Annotated in this window: 20 protein-coding genes; 7 read left to right on the forward strand and 13 right to left on the reverse strand. The window is 73.7% G+C overall.

What is annotated here, in order from left to right:
• Position 1 precedes the first annotated feature (1 nt).
• The 5 genes from A0J59_RS03430 to A0J59_RS03450 are packed head-to-tail and all read right to left on the reverse strand — an operon-like array spanning position 2 to position 4,899.
• Positions 2–916, reverse strand: coding sequence for a glycosyltransferase family A protein (locus A0J59_RS03430; RefSeq protein ID WP_053370142.1), 915 nt, complete (start codon positions 914–916; stop codon positions 2–4).
• Complete coding sequence (locus tag A0J59_RS03435; protein ID WP_064315233.1) at positions 916–1,551, reverse strand: PIG-L deacetylase family protein; 636 nt, start codon at positions 1,549–1,551, stop codon at positions 916–918. The genes A0J59_RS03430 and A0J59_RS03435 overlap by 1 nt, the downstream gene beginning before the upstream one ends.
• A complete protein-coding gene (locus A0J59_RS03440) occupies positions 1,551–2,756 on the reverse strand; it encodes a polysaccharide pyruvyl transferase family protein (RefSeq protein ID WP_064315234.1) in 1,206 nt (401 codons plus the stop codon). Before A0J59_RS03440 ends, A0J59_RS03435 begins: the two co-directional genes overlap by 1 nt.
• Positions 2,753–3,532: a glucose-1-phosphate cytidylyltransferase gene (locus A0J59_RS03445; RefSeq protein WP_053370139.1), complete on the reverse strand. Its 780-nt coding sequence runs from the start codon at positions 3,530–3,532 to the stop codon at positions 2,753–2,755. The genes A0J59_RS03440 and A0J59_RS03445 overlap by 4 nt, the downstream gene beginning before the upstream one ends.
• Complete coding sequence (locus tag A0J59_RS03450) at positions 3,529–4,899, reverse strand: glutamate-1-semialdehyde 2,1-aminomutase (RefSeq protein WP_064315235.1); 1,371 nt, start codon at positions 4,897–4,899, stop codon at positions 3,529–3,531. Before A0J59_RS03450 ends, A0J59_RS03445 begins: the two co-directional genes overlap by 4 nt.
• Positions 4,900–4,972: 73 nt before the next feature.
• Here A0J59_RS03450 and rfbG point away from each other — a divergent pair, with 73 nt between their 5' ends.
• Together rfbG and rfbC are read left to right on the forward strand one after the other, a co-directional pair.
• On the forward strand, positions 4,973–6,049 hold the full coding sequence (rfbG, locus tag A0J59_RS03455; protein WP_064315236.1) for a CDP-glucose 4,6-dehydratase: 1,077 nt from the start codon (positions 4,973–4,975) through the stop codon (positions 6,047–6,049).
• Positions 6,046–6,597 (forward strand): dTDP-4-dehydrorhamnose 3,5-epimerase, encoded by a 552-nt coding sequence (gene rfbC / locus A0J59_RS03460; RefSeq protein ID WP_053370136.1) that lies wholly within the window; start codon positions 6,046–6,048, stop codon positions 6,595–6,597. The genes rfbG and rfbC overlap by 4 nt, the downstream gene beginning before the upstream one ends.
• Positions 6,598–6,611: 14 nt before the next feature.
• On the opposite strand, the gene A0J59_RS03465 is transcribed toward rfbC, so the two are convergent.
• Positions 6,612–7,760 (reverse strand): hypothetical protein, encoded by a 1,149-nt coding sequence (locus A0J59_RS03465; RefSeq protein WP_053370135.1) that lies wholly within the window; start codon positions 7,758–7,760, stop codon positions 6,612–6,614.
• Between the two features lie 33 nt (positions 7,761–7,793).
• Positions 7,794–8,924, reverse strand: coding sequence for a glycosyltransferase family 4 protein (locus A0J59_RS03470; RefSeq protein ID WP_064315237.1), 1,131 nt, complete (start codon positions 8,922–8,924; stop codon positions 7,794–7,796).
• A 128-nt stretch (positions 8,925–9,052) separates the two neighbouring features.
• On the opposite strand from A0J59_RS03470, the gene A0J59_RS03475 reads away from it, so the two are divergent.
• The 3 genes from A0J59_RS03475 (at position 9,053) to A0J59_RS03485 (ending at position 12,452) form a co-directional block, all read left to right on the forward strand.
• On the forward strand, positions 9,053–10,519 hold the full coding sequence (locus tag A0J59_RS03475) for a DUF4038 domain-containing protein (RefSeq protein WP_064315238.1): 1,467 nt from the start codon (positions 9,053–9,055) through the stop codon (positions 10,517–10,519).
• Positions 10,520–10,611: 92 nt separating this feature from the next.
• A complete protein-coding gene (locus A0J59_RS03480) occupies positions 10,612–11,595 on the forward strand; it encodes a glycosyltransferase family 2 protein (RefSeq protein WP_064315239.1) in 984 nt (327 codons plus the stop codon).
• Positions 11,592–12,452, forward strand: a complete 861-nt coding sequence (locus A0J59_RS03485; RefSeq protein ID WP_053370131.1) for a hypothetical protein — start codon at positions 11,592–11,594, stop codon at positions 12,450–12,452. Before A0J59_RS03480 ends, A0J59_RS03485 begins: the two co-directional genes overlap by 4 nt.
• Before the next feature lie 9 nt (positions 12,453–12,461).
• Here the strand turns inward: A0J59_RS03485 and A0J59_RS03490 are convergent, their stop codons facing one another.
• From A0J59_RS03490 to A0J59_RS03510, 5 genes are all read right to left on the reverse strand, one after another.
• The gene (locus tag A0J59_RS03490; protein ID WP_220084430.1) at positions 12,462–13,598 is read right to left on the reverse strand and encodes a glycosyltransferase family 4 protein; all 1,137 of its coding nucleotides are present in this window, start codon (positions 13,596–13,598) and stop codon (positions 12,462–12,464) included.
• Positions 13,595–14,746, reverse strand: a complete 1,152-nt coding sequence (locus A0J59_RS03495) for a glycosyltransferase family 4 protein (RefSeq protein WP_064315241.1) — start codon at positions 14,744–14,746, stop codon at positions 13,595–13,597. The genes A0J59_RS03490 and A0J59_RS03495 overlap by 4 nt, the downstream gene beginning before the upstream one ends.
• 4 nt (positions 14,747–14,750) lie before the next feature.
• Positions 14,751–15,569 (reverse strand): ABC transporter permease, encoded by an 819-nt coding sequence (locus A0J59_RS03500; protein ID WP_064315242.1) that lies wholly within the window; start codon positions 15,567–15,569, stop codon positions 14,751–14,753.
• 1 nt (position 15,570) lies between these two features.
• On the reverse strand, positions 15,571–16,788 hold the full coding sequence (locus A0J59_RS03505) for a polysaccharide ABC transporter ATP-binding protein (protein WP_053370127.1): 1,218 nt from the start codon (positions 16,786–16,788) through the stop codon (positions 15,571–15,573).
• A 100-nt stretch (positions 16,789–16,888) separates the two neighbouring features.
• On the reverse strand, positions 16,889–17,938 hold the full coding sequence (locus A0J59_RS03510) for a glycosyltransferase family 1 protein (RefSeq protein WP_064315255.1): 1,050 nt from the start codon (positions 17,936–17,938) through the stop codon (positions 16,889–16,891).
• Between the two features lie 209 nt (positions 17,939–18,147).
• On the opposite strand from A0J59_RS03510, the gene A0J59_RS03515 reads away from it, so the two are divergent.
• Both A0J59_RS03515 and A0J59_RS03520 read left to right on the forward strand, forming a co-directional pair.
• Complete coding sequence (locus tag A0J59_RS03515) at positions 18,148–19,347, forward strand: glycosyltransferase family 4 protein (RefSeq protein WP_064315243.1); 1,200 nt, start codon at positions 18,148–18,150, stop codon at positions 19,345–19,347.
• A gap of 9 nt (positions 19,348–19,356) precedes the next feature.
• Positions 19,357–20,325 (forward strand): hypothetical protein, encoded by a 969-nt coding sequence (locus tag A0J59_RS03520; protein WP_082918707.1) that lies wholly within the window; start codon positions 19,357–19,359, stop codon positions 20,323–20,325.
• Positions 20,326–20,338: 13 nt separating this feature from the next.
• Here the strand turns inward: A0J59_RS03520 and A0J59_RS03525 are convergent, their stop codons facing one another.
• Positions 20,339–22,207, reverse strand: coding sequence for an ABC transporter ATP-binding protein (locus A0J59_RS03525; protein ID WP_064315244.1), 1,869 nt, complete (start codon positions 22,205–22,207; stop codon positions 20,339–20,341).
• Between the last annotated feature and the right edge of the window lie 134 nt (positions 22,208–22,341).

Genomic DNA, 22,341 nt, shown 5'->3' on the forward strand with positions numbered 1-22,341 from the left:
GTCAGCCGGCGTCCGGGACGCGCGTCGTCCGACGGCGTCCGAACTCCGTGTTGACGCCGACGGCGTTGGCGACGTCGCGCAGCACGGCACGCCACCGCGGCGCGACCCACGACGTCGTCACCGCCCCCCAGCACCGCGCGGACTCGACGAGCCCGAGCCGGCTGTGGTTCACCCCGGTGTAGAGGCCGATGTTCGTCCGGGTCTGCGCGAAGGACGCGGACGGCCGGGTCCCCGGGGCGAACCAGGTCGTGCTCGACACGCCGTTCACGGACACCTGAGCCTCGTGCCGCCGCTGCTGGAACAGCGGCTGAGGCTCGAGCGCCATGCGGCCGTGGCACAGGAGCTCGGTGACGAGCACCATGTCGTCGCCCAGGACGGAGGTGATGCCTCGCGTGCGGCGCAGGGTGTCCCGGCGGATGACGCCGTACATGACGTGCGAGGCCTGTGCGCGCAGGAAGTTGCGGACCCGCTCCGACGGCGAGGCGGCATCGAGGCCCATGGCGGAGTCCTGGAGCTCCTCCGTGACGTCCCCCTCGGCGTCGATGATCTGGGTGCGCGGGCAGGCGAAGACGTACCCGGGTCCGGCCGCCTCGAGCGTCTCGAGGCACCGTGAGGCGAACCCCGGGAGCTTGACGTCGTCGGCGGCCATCCAGCTGAAGTACTCCGTGGTCCCCAGATCGAGCACGTGCTGGTAGTTCCAGATCCCCCCGCGGTTCTCGTCGTAGCGGTGGTACTCGACGCGGTCGTCCTCGCGCGCGGCGGCGCGGCAGATCTCCTGCGTGCCGTCGGTGGATCCGTTGTCGGAGATGACGATGCGGATGTCCGCGAGATCCTGCTCCTGCAACGACCGCAGCGCGGTGGGAAGGTACTCTTCCCCGTCGTAGACGGGGACCCCGAAGGTCAGTCGTCCGGTCATCACACGATCTCCAGCTCGATCTTGTCCGCGACGAAACCCTCGGCGTAGCGCGTGCGGGCCTCGGCGCCGCGCAACCGCAGGATGCTGCGGAAGAACTCGTCGTCCCACCAGTCTCGTGTCCGTTGGCTCGGAAAGACACGGTCCAGGAGGGTGATCTTTCGGTCGACGACGGCCGGGTCCAGCGGCACGTACACGGTGGGCCGCGCGAGGTCGCCGTCCCACTTGGGGATCTCGTAGTGGAGGATCGTCGGCCCTCGCCACACGGTCGTGACGAGGCGGCCGAGCAGCGCGTGGTCCTGGTGGGCGTCGTCCGGTCGGGGGGCCAGCACGAGGTCGGGCACCGGATGGGCCTCCCGGAACGCGTGGAGCGCGTCCTTGACCGCCGACCAGTGCGCTGGCAGGCGCGCGTCGGGCAGCCCGACGAACGTCGGCCCGGAGCCGACGCCGAACGCCTGCGCGGCCGCCCGCGCCTCGGCCTCCCGGTCGTCCGTCCCGGTGAGGACGAGCGTGGCGATCTCGGCGCGGCCCGTCGCCGCGAGCGTCAGCAGCGTGCCGCCGCACCCGATCTCGATGTCGTCGGGGTGCGCCCCCAGGGCCAGGACGGTCACGCCGTCCGCGGGCGTACGGAACAGCATCAGGCAGCCACCGTCCTTCTCGTCCTGCGTGCCAGGAGCACGTCCTCGACCGCGGGCCACTGCGCGTCGAGCCGCTCGCGGGCGTCCGCCACGCCGCTCGCGATCCGTGCACGGATCTCGTCGTGCCGTCGCGCCTGGTCCTCCACCATCGCGACGACCTCGACGGGGTCGAACGTCTCGACGTCCCGGTGGGTGTCCTCGAGGCCGAGCTGGAGGAGCACCGCGCGGTGCTTCTCGCCGTAGCCGATCGACACGACCGGCGTCCCGGCGAGCAACGACATGATCACCGAGTGGTAGCGCGTGGCGACGGTGACGACCGCACGACCGGTCAGGGCCACGAGCTCCTCCGGCGTCCGGGCCTCCACGACCGCGACGTGCGGGGGCAGACCCTCGAGGGACCGGGCGAACCCGAGGTCCACGTCGTCACCGCCGACGAGCGTCACGTGCCACCCGGCCTCGTCGAGCAGGCGTACGAGGCGCAGCACGCGGGCACGGTACGCCGCCTCCGGGTCCGCGCCCTGGCTGTCGTCGCGGCCGCGGTAGGCCATGACACCGAGCACGAGCGAGCGCTCGGCGGCGGGCGGGGGCGCGGAGCGGAGGTCGAGGCCGAACGCGAGGTCGGTGGCGACGACGTCGTCCGGCGCGGCGGCGCCGATCGCGACCATGCTCGACCGCGAGGACTCGTCGCGGAAGGACCGGTACCGAGCGCTGCGGGCCGCGGACCGGACGAACGCCCGGGCGGTCGCCCGCGGCGACGTCTCGGCGCCGACGTCGAGCACGACGAACGGCCGTCGGCGCAGTCGCGTGGCGAGCGAGAGCGCCCAGATCTCGTACGGGACGCCCCACGCGCCCGAGCCCAGCCGCTCGAAGCACCCCGTCCCCGCGAGGACCACGGCGTCGAGGTCCCGCACCGTGCGGACGGCACCGACGAGCAGCCCGGCCCGGTCGCGCGCCGTCCCGACCAGGCGCCCCCAGCGGCCCGCCCGGGAGCGCTCGACGACGGGACCGAGGGCGACGGCCTCGACACCGTGCCTCGCTCGCGCCTCGTCGGGACGCTCGCACAGCACGACCGGGACGAGGGGGGCCGGGGCGAACCGCTGCAGGAGGGCCGACAGGGTCGCCTCGTTGCCGAAGTTCCCCGTGCCGAAGACGCCCCACAGCCCCACCCGCACGGTCGGTCCGTCGGTGCTCCTGGTCGCGGTCACGCGCGCTGCTTCCACAGTTCCCACGGGGCTTCGCCGGACACGCACAGCTCCTCGAGGTAGGCGCGCTCCTTGAGCGTGTCCATGCACGCCCAGAAGCCGTCGTACCGGTGGGCCGTGAAGCGGCCCTCGGCCGAGGCCTTCACGCAGCCGTCCATGACCAGGTCACCGCCCGGGGGGATGTAGTCGAAGATCTCCTGACGGAGCACGAAGAAGCCGCCGTTGATCCACATGTCCATCCCGGCGACCGCTTCGACGCCGCGCATCGTCTCGTCGGCGTCGATGTTGACGACGTGGAACGAGTCCTGGGGAGGAACCGCCAGCAGCGACCCGACGTGATCGGCGGGGAGCTTCGCGATCTGGTCGTTCATGTCGACGTCGGACACGCCGTCGCCGTAGTTCGCGAGGAAGATCTCGTCACCCTCGAGGTAGGGCCGGACCCGCCGCAGGCGTTCGCCGATCGCGGTCTCGCGACCTGTGTCGACGAACGTGATCGTCCAGTCGGAGATGTCCGAGCCCATGAGCTCGACGTGGTCACCGCCCTTGGACAGCACGAAGTCGTTGTAGGCCGTCTCCCGGTATGCGAGGAAGTAGTCCTTGACGGCCTTGGCCCCGTGCCCGAGGCACAGGATGAAGTCGGTGTGCCCGAAGTGCGCGTAGTAGCGCATGATGTGCCACAGGATCGGGCGGTCGCCGATCGTGGTCATCGGCTTCGGCGCCGAGTCGTTGTCGGCCCGGATGCGCATGCCGAGCCCTCCGCAGAACAGCACGACCTTCATGATGATGCTCCCAGCCGCCGCGGTGCGGCGAGGTCACGGATGGCCGGGGCGACCGGCCGTCCCTCCAGGAGGCCGTCCGTCGTCCCGACGGCGACGGCCTTGGCGTACACGGCGGCGGCCTCGGCGAACGCGGCCGCGGTCGCGTCGACGTCGTCGTCGGTGTGCGCCGCGGAGATGACGAGCGACTGCCCGAGCACCCCGCGGCGCATGAGCTCCTGCAGCAGGAGCGTGCGGTAGGCCTGCGAGGGTCTTCCCTCGGCGTCCTTGGAACCGAAGACGAGCGCGGACGGCCGTCCGAGGACCGGGATGTGGTCCGTCATGCCGGCCGCCGCGACGGCGTCGCGCACGGCGTCGCGCAGCCTCGACCCCTGCGACTCCATGATCCCGACGACGTCCCGCTCGCGGTACGCCTCGGCGACGGCGACGTACGCCGCCAGGCCGGTGGTCTCGGCGCCGTGGGTGGTGGAGAGCAGGAACACGCGCGACCGGTCTGTGCCCAGCCCTCCGAGCTCCATGATCTCGCGCCTGCCGGCGAGAGCCGAGACGCTGAAACCGTTGCCCAGGGCCTTGCCCCAGGTCGACAGGTCCGGCACGACCCCGTACACCGACTGCGCCCCGCCCGCGGCCCAGCGCATGCCCGTGATCATCTCGTCGAAGACGAGGACGAAGCCGTCCTCGTCGGCGAGCGAACGCAGCCCTTCGAGGAACCCGGGAGCCGGCTCCACCGTGCCCGTGGCCTGCTCGAGGACCACGGCCGCGATACGGCCCGGGTGCTCGTCCAGCAGGGCCTGCAGCGAGGAGAGGTCGTTGTACGCGAACGTCACCGTCAGGTCGCGGACCGCCTGCGGGATCCCGTTCGGCATCGCGGTCGTCGCCATGAACCAGTCGTCCACGGAGAAGAACGGCTGGGTGCGGCAGACCGCGACGAGGTCACGCCCGGTGTGGGCGCGCGCGAGCTTGACGGCTGCCGTGGTCACGTCGGAGCCGTTCTTCGCGAACTTCACCATCTCGGCCGTCGGCACCGTCTCGAGGAACGTCTCGGCGGCGCGCAGCTCCCAGACGCTCGGTCTGCTGAAGCCGGGGCCGTCGGCGGCGGCGGCGGACACGGCGCGCACGACCGGCTCGTACCCGTAGCCCAGCGTGACCGCCTTGGCGCCCATCCCGTACTCGACCAGCCAGTTGCCGTCGAGGTCCAGCACGCGCGCGCCCTCGCCACGGACGATCACGGGGGTCATGTACTCCGGGAACTGGTCGGACCCGCGCGCGTTCGTATGGGCACCGCCGGGGATCATGCGGTGCAGCTCCGCCTGCGCCGCGGTGGAGCGGTCAAATGTCCGCCGCGCAGTGGTGAAGAACTCATCGGCCATGCTGGCTCCCGGTGCTCGAGGCGACATTGTCGAATGGGGTCGAATTTCGCACCGCATGCCCTACGGTGTGCGTATGGACGGAGCATACTGGCGCGGAAGAACCGTGTTCGTGACAGGTCACACCGGCTTCAAGGGGGCCTGGTTGTGCGTCCTTCTCGAACATCTCGGGGCGCGGGTGCACGGGTATGCGCTCGAGACTCCTTCCACGTTCCTGTACCACCGTGCCGAGGTCGCCGACCTCATCGAGAGGGACGTGCGAGGGGACATCCGTGATACCGACGCCCTGACGCGTGCGCTGCGGGAGTCGGAGGCGGACGTCGTGCTCCACCTGGCCGCGCAGTCCGTGGTGCGCGACTCCTACAGCAACCCTCGCGAGACGTGGTCGTCGAACGTCGAGGGAACCTTCTCGGTGCTCGAGGCGGCACGCTCCGTCGACGCGGTGTCGCGGTGCGTCGTCGTGACGACCGACAAGGTCTACCGCAACGAGGAGTGGGAGTGGGGCTACCGCGAGACGGACCCGCTCGGAGGCGACGACCCCTACAGCGCGAGCAAGGCGTGCGCCGAGCTGGTGACCCATGCGATGGCCGTCTCCTTCCCGCGCCCGGGCTACGCGGTCGCCACCGCGAGGGCGGGGAACGTCATCGGTGGCGGGGACGCCACTCCGGACGCCCTGGTCCCCGAGCTGGTCGCGTCGTTCGCCGCGGGCCGGCCGGCACAGCTGCGCTATCCCCGTGCCGTCCGCCCGTGGCAGCACGTCCTGGAGCCGCTCAACGGCTACCTCACGCTCGCCGAGCGACTCTCCGCGGACCTCCACGACACCGCGTGGAACTTCGGTCCGCGTCCGGACGACCAGGTCGCGGTCGGCGAGTTCGCGACGCGGATGGCCGCGCGGTGGGACGGGAGCGCGACGTGGGCCGCGACGGGCGACCAGGGGCCTCATGAGGCGGGCCTCCTCGCGCTCGACTCCTCGCGGGCGCAGGCGCGCCTCGGGTGGTCGCCGGTGCTCGACATCGACGAGGCGATCGGCTTCACCACCGGCTGGGAGCGGGCCGTGCGCGGGGGCCTCGAGTCGCCCCGCGAGGCCACCCGACGACAGGTCGAAGAATTCACCCGACGAGCGACGAACCACGACGAAAAGGCGGGACGATGAACATCATCGAGACTTCTGTCGCGGGACTTCTGGTCCTGCAGCCAAACCCTCACCGTGACGAGCGCGGGTATTTCACCCGCACGCTGGACGTCGACATTCTTCGGGACGCCGGGATCGATCCGGCGTCGTTCAAGCAGGAGAACCAGTCGCGGTCGTACCAGGGCGTGGTGCGCGGCCTTCACGGCCGGTCGAACGCCGGTGAGGCCAAGCTGGTCCGCTGCGCCCACGGCGCGGTGCTGGACGTGGCGATCGACGCGCGACCCGGCTCGCCGACGTTCGGCAGGGTCGAGACCTTCCTCCTGGACGACCAGACCCATCGCCAGGTGTACATTCCTCGCGGCTTCCTCCACGGCTACCAGGCCCTCACTTCCGTGACCGACTTCTGCTACCGGATCGACGACTTCTACGGCCCCGACGAGGACGTCACGGTCGCGTTCGACGACCCCGACCTCGCGGTGCGGTGGCCCGCGCCGATCACCGTGGTGAGCGAGCGCGACCGCAGCGGCATGTCGTGGGTCGAGTACCAGCGCTCGCTCGGGGTCGGCTAGCCGGCGAGCGCTCGTCATCCCACGGGATCGACCTCGCGGGGGCTCGGGTCCATCACCACCCACCGCCCACCGTTCTGCTCGACCTCGGGCAGCGCCGCGCGGACCTCCGGCAGCAGGTCCGGGACGAACAGCAGGACCCGGTCCGGACGGGCGAGCGCGAGGTCCTGGGGAGAGGCGATCGGGATGCGGCTGCCGGGCATGCACCGCCCGTGCTTGCCGGTGGCCGCGTCCGCGACGACGACGACGTCCTCGGGCGTCACGTCGGCCGAGCACAGGAGCGCAGCCGTGCGCGACGCCGCGCCGTAGCCCGCCACACGCAGGCCGGCGGCGCGCGCCTCGTCGAGGTACGCCCGGATGCGCGCCGTCGTGGTCTCCAGCGCCTCGCCCAGCGTGGCCACGCGGAGGGGGTCGAGGACCCCCTCGGCCACCTCCTTCTCCACCACGCGCGTCACGTCGTCGCTCTGGCCGCCCCACCGGCTGCCCTGCCGCGCGAACGCGAGCAGCGTCGTCCCGTCCTGGTAGAGCGGGTACTCCCACGCGCCGACCGCCTCCAGCCCGACCTCCTGGGCCATGCGGACCAGGACGGGGGTCGAGTAGTAGGCGAAGTGTCCGTTCTTGGCCGCGTTCCACATGCCCGCCCGGACGATCGACGTGACGTTGTGGATCATCATGAGCAGGACGCCGTCCGGCGCGAGGTGGCCGACGCGCTCGAGCAGCGCGGCCTTCTGGTCCGCGTCGTGCATCATCCCGTGCACGTCCACGACCAGGTCCACCTCGCCGTCGTCGACGACGACCACGCCGCGCTCCGTGAGCTGCGTGGTCCACGAGCCCCCGTGCGGGCTCGGGTACTCCAGCGCCCGAGCACCCGGTGCCACGAACCCCGCGGTCGCCGCGTCGGCGACGCACTGCTCCGCCTGCCGCACGAGGGCGACGGGCTCGACACCGAGGACCTCCTCGGGAGTCGTCGGGTCGTCCTCGAGCTGCACGAGCCCGCTCACCGCGCTCTGCACGAGGCGGAGCCGGAAGACGGGGTCGGGGCGCGGGTCGTCGGGCAGGGGGAAGAGGTCCGACGGCGGCTGCTCGCCGAGGTCGAGGACGACGGTGCCGCCAGGGCGGCCGCTCCAGCGGTCGCGCCAGGTGGGAAGGGGATCGGGGAGGCTCATCACGGTCCTTCGCTCGAGTACGGGTGTGTCGGGTCAGAGGAGGTCGGCTATCGCCTCGTCGAGCTCCGCGCGGGCACGGTGCCAGGTGTGGTCGAGCGCGTGCGTGCGCGCGCTCTCCCGTGCGGTGCGCAGCGCTCGCTCGTCGTCGGCGAGGTGCTCGATCACCTCGGCCAGCGCCCGCTCGTCCCCCGGCGGGACGAGCACGCCGGCGTCGCCGACCTGCTCCGGGATGCCGCCGACGGCCGAGGCCACGAGCGCGGCACCGGAAGCCATGCCCTCGAGCACGGTCAGACCGCTCGGCTCGGCCCAGACCGACGGCACGACGACGACGTCGGCGCCACGGAGCAGACGCGGCAGGGTGTGCCGGTCCTGGAACGGGAGCACGTGCGCGCGCGGGCCGAGGGGGTCGAGCTCGTGCCGCAGCTCGCGCTCGAACGACGTCGGTGCTGCCGAGGGGTCGAAGCCCGCGGACCCGACGAAGGTCACCTCGACGTCCGTGCGACGCAGTCTCCGGACGGCCCGCGCCAGGACGTCGGGCCCCTTCTCCGGGACCGTCCGGCCCACGAACATCACCTGCAGACGATCACCGCGCCGCCACTCCGGGTCCGGGAAGAACACCTCGGTGTCGACGCCGTTGCGGACCACCGCGACACGTCCCAGCCCCGGAGGGAGCCGGTCCCGCAGCCGCTCGGCCAGCGTCGAGCTGACGGCGATCGTCCCGACGGACTTCCCGAGGGTGCGCCGTAGCTCGGCCCTCCCATAGCTGCGGAAGAGCTCGTTGTGCGCGTAGAGCACGACCTGGTGACGCCTCGTGTCGACCTCGGGGACGGCCTGCACCGCGTTGTGCGCGAGCATGACCGCGGACGGGAGGTCGTGCTGTGGTCCGAGCGCAGCACGGTAGGAGGCGCGGGCTCGGCGGCGCGGCAGCCCGACCAGCGCGCTCACGGCGTCGAGGTGCCGGTCGCGGCTGCCGGGCCGCCTCATGGGGTACTCGACGGAGCGGGCGCTCGCGTACCGGTCCGGGTACGTCCCGCGGGCGACGAGGACGACGTCCCCGCCGGCGCCGGCCGCCGAGAGGCCGTCGACCACCGTGGGCACGGCGGAACCCGTCCGGGGTGAGAAGTGGTCACCCGGGGTGATGACGTGGACCAGCTGGTGCGGCACGATGACCCTTCAGACCTCGCGCGGGACGTCCGCGGAGAACGGTCACGATCCTAGAGCCGGACACCGAGCGGAACGAGGGGCCGATGGGGGATTCACCCGGGCTAAAGAACCGGTGGAGACGCCCGTGGGTGATCGCCGCCGCAGCGGCCGTCGTCCTCGTCCTGGCGCTCGGTGCGACCGCGGGGACGGTGTGGTGGCGCCACGTGCACAGCGGGCAGGGCATGCTGATCCCCGAGGGTGCGTACACCGGCCCGGAGGACGTCCCGCCCCCTGGTGCGTCGTCCGAGGGCGCCATCGCTCCGGAGCACCGCTTCGTCGCCGCGGTGGACCCGTCCGGGCGCTTCTTCCTCGACCAGGCGGGCGACCCGATCCTCGTCCAGGGCGACTCCCCGTGGTCGCTCCTCACGGACGTCGCGCCCGACGACGCCGAGACCTACTTCCGCGTCCGCGCGGAGCAGGGCTTCAACGCGGCGATCGTGTCCCTGGTCGGCGCGGAGGCGAACGGTGCGCCCTCGGACGACGGCGCGACCTACGACGGCGTGCTCCCGTTCGGCGACGAGGGCGTCCTCGACTGGAACCCGCCCTACTGGGACCGGGCGCACGACTACCTCCGCATGGCGGCCGAGCGCGGCGTGACGGTGTTCCTCTACCCGATCGACGGCTGGACCGTCGGCCACGCGTTCAGCCCGCGCGACCAGGGGGAGTGCCGGGCGTTCGGCGAGCAGGTGGCGCTGTGGGCCCGCGACCTCCCGAACATCGTGTGGATGACGGGCGGTGACTACTTCCCGGTCACGAACGAGCCCGAGGAGGGGAGCGACGTCGACCGCTGCATGTCCGGGGCGCTCGACGGCATCCGCGCGACCGGCGACGACCGTCCGTTCTCGATCCAGCTCGGCTACCAGAAGTCGATCTCGTCGGACAACCCGTACTGGGCGGACCGGGTGGACTTCGATTTCGTCTACACCTACTACCCCACGTACCGCGCGGTGCGTGAGGCGTACGGCCGGCTCCCGGCCCGTCCTGCGCTCTTCGGCGAGGGGAACTACGACGGGCTGAACCTCCGGCCCGAGACGCCCGACACGACCGACGAGACGTTGCGTCGCCAGTACCTGTGGGCGGTGACCTCCGGTTCGCCGGGCGCGTTCTACGGGACGGCCGACTGGCGGTTCGAGGAGGGCTGGCCCGAGCGGCTGTCCCGACCGGGCACGACGCAGCTGTCCAGGCTGGCCGCGCTCGTCGCGAGCCTGCCGTGGTGGGAGCTCGTGCCCGACGTGGACGGGCGGCTCGTGACGGACGGCGCGGGTACCGAGGTGCAGGACGACACCCCCCTGGACGTGCTGGAGAGCGACTTCGCGACCGCCGCTCTCACGGCGGACGGCTCCACGGCTCTCGTGTACGTCCCGACGGCCCGGACGATCGGGCTCGACGTCGGCGCCGTCGCGCCGCAGGCCTCGGCGTACTGGGTCGACCCGGCGTCCGCGACCGCCGTCCCGACGGAGCTGTCGGCGTCGATGACGACGCCCGGCCGCAACTCGGCCGGCGCAGAGGACTGGCTCCTCGTCGTCACGACGGCGGAGCTCCCCGGCGTCTCCTGAGATCGGCTCGGACGGGCCGGCCCGGCACAGGTCCGGGTGAACTGTGGCCCAGAAGGTAGGTGGGCAGGGTACCCGGCCGAATAATGGGTCGCATGCTTCGCGGAGCCGGCCCCAGCGCGTCCGTCGTGGTCGCGACCTACAACCGTCCCGACCACGTCCGCACGTGCCTCGAGCACCTCGCGCGCCAGTCCGTCGCCCCCGAACGGACGATCGTCGTCGACGCGTCGCCCACCACGGCGACCCGCGACGTCGTGCAGGGCTTCCCGGGCGTGACGTACCTGCGCAACGACCGGGGGCCGGGGACGACGGCGACGTCGCGCGCCGTCGGTCTCGGTGAGGTGACGAGCGACGTCGTGGCGTTCCTCGACGACGACGCGTACGCCGCGGAGGACTGGTTGGAGCAGCTCGTCGCGCGCTACGAGGACCCGGGCGTGGGCGCGGTCGGTGGCCGCGCGCTCAACGGGCAGCCGGGGGAGGAGAGCGAGGGCGCGGACCGGGTGGGACTCCTGCTCGACGACGGCTCGCTGACCGGGTTCTTCGCGGCGGACCCGGGCGGGGACGTCGACGTCGACCACCTCCTGGGCGCGAACATGTCGATGCGCCGGGAGGCGCTCGAGTCGGTGGGCGGGATCGAGGACCACTACCCGGGGACGTGCCTGCGCGAGGAGACCGAGCCGGTGCTCCGGCTGCGCCTCGCCGGCTGGCGCGTCGTCTACACGCCGGACGCGGTCGTCGAGCACGTCGCGGGCCCCTACGCGAAGGGTCGTCGGTTCGACCTGCGCTACACCTACTACGCGCAGCGCAACCATGTGGTGCTGCTCGCGCGGACGGTCGGCGTGCGCGACGCGCGGTTCCGCCGCCACCTGCGCACGAGCGTCCGCCAGGCGGGCGACGAGCTCCGCTACGCGGGTCGCGCGGTGGGGCGGCTCCGGACGCGGGAGGGCTCGGCGGTGCGCGGCGTCGGGAACGGCATCCTGCGGTCCGTGACGACGCTCGCGGGAGCGGCCGGCGGGCTCGGCGCGACGGCGCTGCTGCAGGCGCGCGGCGAGACGGCGACGCCGGACGGCCCGCGATGAGGATCACCGCCTACGTCATGGCCGGGGACCCCGCCTGGGCCACGGAGAGCCTCGCGTCGTACTACGACCTGGTGGACCGCGTCGTGGTCAGCCACGACAGCGACGGCCTCTCGTGGGCGGGCCACCCGATGCCCGTCGAGGAGACGATCGAGCGGCTCCGCCGGGCGGACCCGGAGGGCAAGATCGAGCTCCTGCCGGGGCGATGGTCGGACCCCCGCAGGTTCGCGCTCGACCTCGACACGGAGCAGCGGCAGGCCGCGCTGGACCACGCGGGGAAGGACGCCGACTGGGTGCTCCAGCTCGACTCCGACGAGATCGCCCTCGCGCCCGACCGGCTGAGAGCCCTGGTGGAGACCGCGGACGCCACGGGCGCGGAGGCGCTCGACTACCCGCTGCGCCACGCCTACCAGCGGACGCTCGACGGGCGGCTGCTCGAGCTCGCGCGGCGCGACGGCGGGGTGCGCGCGTCGTACCCCGGGCCGGTCGCCGTGCGCGCGGGGACCGCCCTCGTCCACTGCCGGCAGACCCGGGCACGGACCTACCGCGTGGACCTCGCCCCGACCAACACCGACCCGGACCACCCGCACGACGCCGTCGTGGACGCCGTGGTCCGCGCCGACGAGGCGGTGCTGCACATGTCCTGGGTGCGGACCCGCGACCAGATGGTCCGCAAGTCGCGCCAGTCGGGGCACCACGAGGGCCGGGACTGGGACCGGTTGCTGCGCCAGTGGGAGTGGCGGGCGCGTCATCCGCGCCTCACCGTCCTCTCGCGCCCCCTCCGTCGGGGCAACCTCGACTGGCTCCGCCTCGCCGACTGGCCGGTGGGGGAGGGCTCCGGCGACTGGTACGGCGCCTGACGGACCGCGTCACCGGCCGAGGAGGTCGTGCAGCACGGCGAGCGTCCGCTCGGCGCTGTCCTCCCAGGTGAACCGCCCCGCCCGCGCGAGCGCCGCCGCCCGACGTCGTGCCAGCGCGTCGGGGTCGCTCGCGAGCGTGCAGAGGGCGTCGGCGACGTCGGTCGTCGTCGGCTCGCAGAGCAGTGCGGCGTCGCCGACGACCTCGGCGAGGCCCCCCAGCGGGACGGCCACGACCGCGCAGCCCGACGCCATGCACTCGAGGGCGGCGAGCGAGAAGGGCTCCGGCACCGTCGGCAGGGCGAGGCCGACGTCCGACCCCGCGAGGAGCGCCGGGACCTGGGCCGCGGGGACCGGGCCGAGGCGGCGGGCGCCGGCCGCACGGAGCGCGTCGTCGAGCCGCGCGACGTACGCCTCGACGTCGGGCGGGGACATCCCGAAGGTCTTCACGGCACCCGCGACGCTGAGCTCCACCGCCGCGCCCCGTGACCGGGCGAGCGCGACCGCCTCCGCCGCGAGGACCTGCCCCTTGTTCGGGTCGATCCGGCCGTGGATCACCACGCGCAGGCTCGGTCCCGGCTGCCACCGGTCGGGCGGGCGGAAGACGTCGTGGTCCAGGGCGTTGTGCACCACCGTGGTCCGTCCCTCCGGGACGCGGTGCTCGCGGACGGTCCACGCGCGGACGTGCTCGGACACGCCGACGATCGTGCCTCCGTGCGCCGCGAACGCCCGGACGTCCTCGCCGGACTGCGCCGCCAGGAGGTTGTGCAGCCACAGGACGGTGGGACGCCCGGACACCGCGACGAGGCGCGCGAGGCGGGCGTCGTTGTGCACGATCACGGCGTCTCCGGTGGATCGACGCACGACCTCGCGGCGGTAGGCCGCCCAGGCGTCGTTCTCTCGCGCCAGGGCGCGACGGACCCGCGCCGCGGCGCGCCGGGCCAGCGGTCGGTTCCCGGCCGACCAGAGCTCGCGCACCTCGCCCGCGGGGTGCGTCGGCACCCCGGCGCGCGGGCTCAGCACCTCGACCTGCGCGCCGCGATCCAGCAGGTGCCGGGTCAGGGCGTGCGCGACGGCGGAGACGGCGCCGGAGGCCGACGCGTACGGTTCGTCGGCGGGAAGCACCATGGAGACCCGCAGCGCCCTCACGGGCCGTGCACCCCGAGCCGTTCCCACGTCCGCGACCACGTGAACGTGGCGGCGCGCGCCCGGGCCGCGGCCCCGCGACGGTCCCGCTCGGTGGGGTCTCCGAGGAGCCGGCCGAGCGCGTCCGCCAGGTCGCGCGGCGACTCGCGGGGCACGAGGATCCCTGCCTCCCCGAGGACCTCGGGCGTACCGCCCGTCGCCGTCCCGACCGTCGCCAGCCCGGTCGCCATGCCCTCGAGCGTCGTGAGACCGAAGGGCTCGTCCCAGCGTGAGGGGACGACGTGGACGTCGGCGGCGCGCAGGCGCTGGGGGACGTCGTCCCGGGCGACGTGCCCGGGGTGGGCCACGGGCACGCCGCGCGCACGCAGAGCGTCGAGCAGACCACGGACCTCGCGCCCGAACGGTCCGCCGTCGTCGAAGCCCCAGTTCGTGTCGCCGAGGACCTGCACGCCGAAGGGCGTTCCCCGGGCGTCCAGCTCGAGGAGCGCATGCAGGAGCACGTCGGGACCCTTCTCGACCGCGAGGCGGCCCAGGAAGCCCACCACCGGCGGACCCGAGCGCGGGGTCGGGGCCGGGTGGAACCGGTCGAGGTCGATGCCGTTCCAGGCGGTGCGCACGGTGCGGGGGGTGAGGCCGTACACCTGCTCCACGGCGCGCGCGAGGTAGTCGCTGACGGCGACCGAGCGGACCCCGCTGCGTGCGTAGCCCCGCCGCCAGGGGTCGCGCGCGAGCTCGAGGTTGTGGAACCAGTGCACGACCCGGGCGGTCGGCATCGCGCGCCGCAGGTGCACCGCGACCTCGGGGTCGTTGTTGCACACCACGACCGTCCCCGGAGGAGCTCCGCGCAGCGCCCTCGAGACGGCGTCCGCGTACGCCGCCTGCGTGCGGTGCGCCCACCCGGTCACCCGACGCACGGCACGGTCCGTGCGCTCGCCGCCCGGTCGCCACGGCTCGCGGGTCCGGACGGTCGTGAGACGTGGCCAGTCGTAGGTGGGCGCCGGGGAGGGGCGCGTGACCACGAGCGGCTCGACGCCGGAGTCCCGCGCCGCGCGCGCGACCTCCCACAGGCACGTGGCGATCGCACCGCTGACCGTGGGGGTGAACGTCTCGCGGCTGTTGTTGACGAGCACGACTCGGGCGACGGTGGCCACGGCGTCAGATGAAGTCGGCGAACTGGCGCTCGAACCGCTGGAACCACAGGGCGCCCCCGAGGAACACCAGGACCGCGGCGCCGACGGCGGCCGCGACCTGCCAGCCGTCGGGCGCCGGCAGGCCGAGGAGCGACCAGCGGAAGAGCTCGAGGTACCAGGTGATCGGGTTGGCCTCGAAGAGCCACCGCAGGTTGTCCGGGACGGCCTCGAGCGAGTAGGCGACGGGCGAGGCGTAGAGCAGGATCTGCGTGAGCCACGGCAGGACGTAGGCGACGTCGCGGTACTTCACCATGAGCGCCGACGCGGCGAGGCCGAGCCCCGACGCGAACAGGACCAGCAGGAGCGCCCAGAGCGGGAGCAGGAGGACGGGCCACCCGGGGTTGATGCCGTTCACCACGAGCAGCACGGCGCCGAGGGCGAGCGCGACGACGAAGTCGAGCAGGACCGACAGCGACGTGGACAACGGGACGAGCATGCGGGGAAAGAAGACCTTGGAGACGAGCGCCTGGTTCCCGACCAGCGACGGCGCGGCGCGCGTCAGCACGTTGTTGAACAGGTTCCAGGCCAGCATGCTCATGTAGCTGAACAGGAAGTACGGGACCCCCTGGCTGGGCAGGTCGGCGACCTGCCCGAACACGATCGAGAAGATCCCGGCTGCGGCGAGCGGCTGCAGGACCACCCACAGCACGCCGATCGCGGTCTGGCGGTAGCGCAGCACCACGTCGCGCATCCCGAACCGGTACAGGACCTCGCGCGCCTCCCAGAGCTCGCGGACCGACGGCAGCGCGAAGCGGCCGGGCGGGGTGATCACGATCTGGCTCATGTCACTCCGCCTTGTAGGTGAAGTCGGCGAGCACGAGGCCCTTGGTGAGCGCCTCGTCCCCGGCGAGCTCCGGGTACGGGTTGTGGGGCAGCACCTCGAACGCGGTGGCGCCCTCCCACGCGTCGAGGATGCCGTTCTTGCACACGAAGACGTCGACCGTGTACCGGCCCGGCTTGAGCCACGGGGAGCGCAGGGTCATCGTGACCGTGTTGTCTCGCGCCGGGTCGTACCAGCCGCCCACGACCCGCGAGTCGCACTGTGCGACGACGCTCCCGTCGATGTTGTTCACGTGGCAGGAGACGAAGTACCGGCCGATCGAGCCCGGGCTCGCGCCGATCCGGATGACGACGTCCTTGTCGGCCTGCGGCTCGATCTGGTCCTCGCCCATCTCGACGGTGGTCGCACGGATCTCCCCGGTGCCCGGTCGCCGCTCGGGGTCCTTCTGCTCGAGCGCGAACTTGGCGAAGCTGCGCCGGTACAGCTCGAGGGCGCCCGGCACGTCTCCCTGGTAGGCCAGCCGGCCCCGGTCGAGGTAGAGCGCGGACGTGCACAACGCCGTGACGGTCTGCACCTGGTGGCTGACGAACAGGACGGTGCGGCCGTCCTTCGCCACGTCGCGCATCTTCTGGAGGGACTTGGCCTGGAACTCCGCGTCGCCGACGGCGAGGACCTCGTCGATCGCGAGGATCTCCGTCTCGAGGTGCGCCGCGACGGCGAACGCGAGCCGCACGTACATGCCCGACGAGTAGCGCTTGACCGGGGTGTCGAGGAACGTCTCCACCCCGGAGAAGTCGACGATCTCGTCGAACCGGCGGCGGATCTCGTGACGCGTCATGCCGAGGAGCGCCCCGTTGAGGAAGATGTTCTCGCGCCCGGTGAGCTCCGGGTGGAACCCCGTGCCCACCTCGAGGAGACTGCCGATCCGGCCGCCGAGCTCGATCCGGCCCCGCGTCGGCGCCGTGATGCGCGTGAGGATCTTCAGCAGCGTGGACTTGCCGGCCCCGTTGCGGCCGACGATCCCGACGGCCTCGCCCCACGGGACGTCGAACGACACGTCGTCGAGCGCGTCGAAGCTCGTGAACGTCGCGCGGCGCCGGGGGTGGCGCAGGCGCTGGACGATCGCCTCGGTCGCCCGGTTCGTCCGCTCGCCGGACGTGGCGATGCGATAGGTCTTGCCGAGGCCGGTGACCGTGATCGCAGGGGCGGGCGGGGTGCTCACGCGGCCACCCTAGGCCCCTGCTCCGGGGACCGGTACGTCCACGGGGGGTGAATCGGCAGGTCGGGTCCGAGGTCGGACGGCCCCGCAGGAGCGGTCGGCGTCACCCGGCCAGCACCTCCCGCCAGACGACGGCGTGCGCGGCGGCGGACGCGTCCCAGGTGAACCGCCGCGCCCGGGCCAGCCCGCGCTCGGTCCGCTCCCGGACGTCGCTCCCGCCGCCCAGGGCGTGCACCAGGCCGTCGGCGAGCCCGGCACCGTCGGGCTCGACGAGGATCCCGGCGTCCCCGCACACCTCGGGCAGGGAGGACCGCTCGGCGGCGACGACGGGAACGCCGACGGCCATCGCCTCGAGCGCGGGCAGGCCGAAGCCCTCGTAGAGCGAGGGCACGACGACGGCGCTCGCGCCCGCGACGAGACCCGGGACGAGCGCGTCGGGGACGAGCCCGACCCGTCGTGCGCCCTCCAGCGGCCCGAACAGACGGTCACGGCGCTCGGACGGAGGACCGCTGAGGACGAGCGTCACGTCGGGGTGCGCGGAGCGGACCGCGGGCCAGGCCGCAGCGAGCCCGTCGAGGTTCTTGCGCAGCGACGACCCGCCCGCGTGCAGCACGTAGGGCCCGTCGACGCCGAGCCCGCGGCGCTGCTCGGGCGTGAGCGGGCGCGCGTCGAAGAACCGGTCGTCGACGCCGTTGTGGACCACGTGGACGTGGTCGAGGCCCAGCCGCTCGGCGACGTCGTCGGCCGCGAACCGCGAGACCGAGATCACGGCCCGGGCGCGTCGCGTCTCCTGCGCGGCGAACGGCTCGGGCGGCGACTCGTCGGGGAACCGCCAGGCCACCGTGTCGTGCACCGTGACGATCTCGGGCACGCGCGCGGGGGGCAGCGACAGCCCCATGCGGTGCACGACGTCAGCGCGGGGGTACAGGGCGGCGCCGACGGCCCTGCGGACGCCGGCGGGCGCGTCGCGCAGCACCCAGTAGGGCAGGCGCGCCGTGCCGGGGAGCGGCGAGCGCAGCGAGCGGGTCACGGACCGCCGCACCGTCACGTCCGGGCCCAGCGCGCGCTCGGCGCGGGCCGAGACCTCCCGCTCGTAGACCTGCTGGCCCATGGGCACGCCGACGGCGACCGTCGCCAGGGTCAGTCGCGGCACGTCGTCCTCCGTCCTCGTCCGCGCCTCGCGCGGTCGCCCCATTGTCGGGGTCGGACCCGGCGGGGGACGAGGGGCGATGGACGGGTTCACCCGCTGGCGCCGCGCGCAGCCGCTGATTTCACCCGGGCCGCGCCCGGCGAGCGCCCCGCGAGCGCTTAGGGTTCCAAGCGCCCTGTCGGCACGGGCGTCGCCGTGAGGAAGGAGCCGCCGTGGTCTCGGTCGCGCTCGTGGCGAGCTCGTTCCTCCCCCGGGCAGGTGGGGTCGAGGAGCACGTGCTCCACGTGGCGCGACGGCTGCACGCGGACGGCCACCGCGTGGCCGTCTGGGCCGTGGACCAGGGGGACGAGGGCGTTCCCGCGGCGCTCGACGGGGTCGTGCCGGTCCGCTACCTCCCGACGCCGCTCCCCGCGCGGTCTGCCGCCTCCGTCGCGTCGTTCGCCCGGGCCGCGCCCGCCGCGTGGCGGGCGTGGCGCGCGGCGTACCGCGCCGACCGGCCGGACGTCCTCCACGTGCACTGCTACGGCCCGCAGGGCCCGTGGGCGCACGCGCTGTCGCGGCGGACCGGGACGCCCCTCGTGGTGACCGGGCACGGCGAGACGTTCATGGACGCGCACGACGCGTTCGGGTCCTCGGCACTCCTGCGCGGTGCCCTGAGGCGGTCGCTCGAGCACGCGAGCGCCGTCACCGCGTGCTCGCGCTACGCGCTCACGGACCTCGAGGACCGGTTCGGGCTCGCCCGGGGCCGGGGGGTCGTGGTGCCGAACGGCATCGACCTCGACGAGCCGGGCGGCCCGCGCCCGCCGTGGCTCCCCGACCGGTACGTCCTCGCCGTGGGGCGGGTCGTGCGGACCAAGGGCTTCGACCTGCTCGTGCGCGCGTTCGCCCGCGCCGGCCTCCCGCCCGACGTCCGGCTCGTGGTCGGCGGGGACGGGCCCGAGCTGGCGGAGCTGGGCGAGCTCGCCCGCCGCGAGGGCGTCGCGGACCGCGTCGTGCTGCCGGGTCGGCTGTCGCGACCGCAGGTGGTCGCCGCCGTCGGGAGCGCCCTCGCGCTCGTGGTGCCCAGCCGCGTCGAGGCGTTCGGGATCGTCGTGCTCGAGGGGTGGCGCGCGGGCGTCCCGGTCGTCGTCACGTCACGCGGTGGCACGCCGGAGTTCGTGGACGACGGCCGCACCGGTCTCCTGGTCGACCCCGAGGACACGGCGGCGCTCGGCCGGGCGGTCGAGCGGGTCGTCGACGACCGGAGGCTCGCGCAGGCGCTCGGCGACGCCGGACGGGCGCGCGCGGACGGGTTCTCGTGGGACCGGGTCGCCCGTCGGTACGCGGAGCTCTACCCGGGGCCCGCCGTGCCGCGACCGGCGTCGGGTGAACTTCCGCCGGAAGGTCGTCGCGGGGCCGGTGCGGCGGACTAGCCTGACGCCGTGACGAGCAGAGCCGCACGGGACGACGCCGAGCGCGAGCACGTGCGCCTGTACGGGCTGCACGTCGCGTCCGAGCTGCCGCTGCACCAGGACCGGCCCGCCGACCCCACCGAGCCCGTGGACGTCACTGTGCTGTGGGGCGATCCGGCGCGGGACGTGGACGAGCCGGAGGGCGCGCGCGTCCTGCTCGACTACGCCGACGGCGACAGGGCGTTCTACACGTTCTACGAGCTCCCGGCGGGGGACTACCTCCTGCGCTTCCACCGGACGTGCGACGTGCAGGTCAGCGCCGACCTCGCGACGGTGCGCGTGCACCTGCGCGACGGCGCCGACCCGGGGGTGGCGGCCATCCTCGTGACCGGTGCCGTGCTCTCGTTCCAGCTCTACCTGCGCGGCGTCGCGGTGCTCCACGGCAGCGCCGTCGACGTCGGCGGACGTGCCGTCGCCTTCGTCGGGGCGTCGGGCATGGGCAAGTCGACGATGGCGACGCTGCTGTGCGCGGCCGGCGGCGCGGTCATCACCGACGACGTGCTGCGCGTCGACCTCGACGGCCCGCCGTCGGTGCGCCTCGGGGCCAGCGAGCTCCGGCTGCGCAAGGGGGCGGACGTCCTGGTCGAGCGGTTCGCGGGGGACGACCCGGCCGTGCGGACGAGCGCCGACGCGCGGCAGGTCCTGCGCCTCGGCGGCGGGGCCGACGACGCGCTGCCGCTGGCGGCGATCGTCGTCCCCTGGCCCGACCGCGAGCACACCGAGCTCGAGGTGGAGCGGGTCGAGCCGACCGTGGCCGTGTTCGCGCTCATCACGTACGCACGCCTGCTCGGCTGGCAGGACAAGGCGGTCGTCGACCGCCACTTCGCCCAGGTGGCGCAGATCGCGCGCACCGTGCCCGTCTTCCGCGCGCGCGTGCCGTGGGGGCCGCCGTTCGCGCCGGACCTCGCCGAGGCCCTGCTCGCCGCGGTCGTGGACTGACCCCGGGCGTCGGTCAGCCCGTCGGTCGCTCCGCGTCGAGGTAGGCGCTCGCCTGGAGCGTGAACAGGTCCGCGTACAGCCCGCCGGCGGCCATGAGCTCGTCGTGCGTGCCGTGCTCGGCGACGAGCCCGCTCTCGAGGACGTAGATGTGGTCGGCCGAGCGCACGGTCGAGAACCGGTGGGAGATGAACACCGCCGACCGGCCGGAGAGGACGTCGCGGAGCGACTCGAAGATCTGGTGCTCGGCCCGCGGGTCGAGCGACGCCGTGGGCTCGTCGAGGATGATGAGCGGCGCGTCCCGGTAGAACGCTCGCGCGATCGCCACGCGCTGCCACTGCCCTCCCGAGAGGTCGCGCCCGTCGCGGAACAGGCGCGAGAGCATCGTGTCGTAGCCGTGGGGGAGCGCGGAGAGGAACCCGTCGGCGCCGGCGCGGGCCGCGGCGCTGCGGACGCGGTCGTCGTCGGTGGGGGCGTCGACGTCCCCGACGGTCACGTTGTCGCGCGCCGAGAACGCGTAGCGGACGAAGTCCTGGAAGATCGGCGCGACCCGCTCCCGCAGCGTCGCGCGGTCCAGGTCGCGCGTGTCGGTGCCGTCCCAGCGGACGGCGCCCGAGTCGGCGTCGTACAGACCCGCGAGGATCTTGGCGAGCGTCGTCTTGCCCGACCCGTTCTCGCCCACGAGCGCGACGACCTGCCCGCGGCGCACCGTCACGTCGACGCCGCGCAGCGCCGGCTCGTCGCTGCCGGGGTAGGTGAACGCCACGTCGCGCGCGGAGAGCTCGTCGAAGGCCTCGGGCACGGGACCGCCCGCCTCGAGCGCGTCCGCGGACGGTCCGAGATCCATGAACGCGTCGACGTCGTCGAGGAAGAGGCCCGCCTCGAAGATGGACTGGACCGACCCCAGCAGCGTCTGCACCTGCCCCTGCAGCATGCGGATCGCGACGATCGCCGCACCGGCCTGGGCGACCGTCATCACCCCTTGCGCGATGAGCCAGACGACCAGCAGGAGCGTCACGCCGACGACGACGGCGGACGCCAGGTTGCCCACGACGCTGAGGAGCGTGCGCCGACGCAGGTGCGCCGCGAGGTCCTTCTGGTAGCGCCCGTACAGCGCGTCGAACCGGTCGCGCAGCGCGCGACCCAGGCCGAACGCCCGGATCTCCTTGGCCTCGTTGCGACCCGTGAGGATGATCGAGAGGTATCCGCGCTCCCGGGCGGGGTACGTCTGGCGGACGGAGAAGTCGAACTCGAGGCGGCTCTCCTTCCGGTTCGTCAGGAGCAGGGGCAGGCCGCCGAGGACGAGCAGGACGAGCAGCGCAGGGTGGATGGCGACGAGCGTCGCCCCGACGCTCACGGTGACCGCCGCGCTCCCGAAGGCCCCGAGCAGCGCCTGGGTCACCTGGAGCGGTCGGCTCGCCGCGTTGGCGCTGACGCGCTGCAGCGAGTCGTAGAACGCCGGCGACTCGAACTGGCGCAGGCTCACCCGGGTCGCGACGGCGAGGACCTGCTGCCACGTGCGGCGTGCGACGGAGTCCGCGAGGAAGCGTCGCAGCGTCCCCTGGACGCTCCCGACGAGCGCTGCGCCCCCCATGAGCGCGGCCAGGGCCGCGACCGGCCCGACCAGCCCGCGCATGCTGCCCCCGTCGCCGAGCTCGACGACCGCGTTGAGGAACTGCTCGACGACGAGCACCTGGCCCGCGAGCAGGAGCGCCCCGACGAGCTGGAGCGCGGCGAGGGCCAGGAACAGCGTGCGCCCGGACTGCCACACGAGCGAGGTGCTCCGCGCCACGAGCGCCGCGCCCCGCCGGAACGACCGGCGCTGGTTGCGCTCGCGCACCCGCAGGTCGAGCGGGTCGACGAACGTCTCGCCCTCGCCGGCCATGGCAGTCCTCCTCGCCTCGCACGGTCGTGCCGACCGCCTCGCCAGTGTCTCAGCGCGCCGCGGGCGCGCGGGGCGTCGGGCCGGGTGAAACCTCGCCGTCGGCCCTCGCGGCGGCGTGACCGGCGGTACTCTCG

Source organism: Cellulosimicrobium sp. I38E (genome assembly GCF_001647255.1).
In the GTDB taxonomy this organism is placed as follows: Bacteria; Actinomycetota; Actinomycetes; order Actinomycetales; family Cellulomonadaceae; genus Cellulosimicrobium; species Cellulosimicrobium cellulans_E.

Coding starts and splice junctions, on each gene's coding strand:
- A0J59_RS03430 (WP_053370142.1), bottom strand. CDS start 916: ATGACCGGACGACTGACCTTCGGGGTCCCCGTCTACGACGGGGAAGAG.
- A0J59_RS03435 (WP_064315233.1), bottom strand. CDS start 1,551: ATGCTGTTCCGTACGCCCGCGGACGGCGTGACCGTCCTGGCCCTGGGG.
- A0J59_RS03445 (WP_053370139.1), bottom strand. CDS start 3,532: ATGAAGGTCGTGCTGTTCTGCGGAGGGCTCGGCATGCGCATCCGGGCC.
- A0J59_RS03450 (WP_064315235.1), bottom strand. CDS start 4,899: ATGGCCGATGAGTTCTTCACCACTGCGCGGCGGACATTTGACCGCTCC.
- rfbG (WP_064315236.1), top strand. CDS start 4,973: ATGGACGGAGCATACTGGCGCGGAAGAACCGTGTTCGTGACAGGTCAC.
- rfbC (WP_053370136.1), top strand. CDS start 6,046: ATGAACATCATCGAGACTTCTGTCGCGGGACTTCTGGTCCTGCAGCCA.
- A0J59_RS03465 (WP_053370135.1), bottom strand. CDS start 7,760: ATGAGCCTCCCCGATCCCCTTCCCACCTGGCGCGACCGCTGGAGCGGC.
- A0J59_RS03480 (WP_064315239.1), top strand. CDS start 10,612: ATGCTTCGCGGAGCCGGCCCCAGCGCGTCCGTCGTGGTCGCGACCTAC.
- A0J59_RS03485 (WP_053370131.1), top strand. CDS start 11,592: ATGAGGATCACCGCCTACGTCATGGCCGGGGACCCCGCCTGGGCCACG.
- A0J59_RS03500 (WP_064315242.1), bottom strand. CDS start 15,569: ATGAGCCAGATCGTGATCACCCCGCCCGGCCGCTTCGCGCTGCCGTCG.
- A0J59_RS03525 (WP_064315244.1), bottom strand. CDS start 22,207: ATGGCCGGCGAGGGCGAGACGTTCGTCGACCCGCTCGACCTGCGGGTG.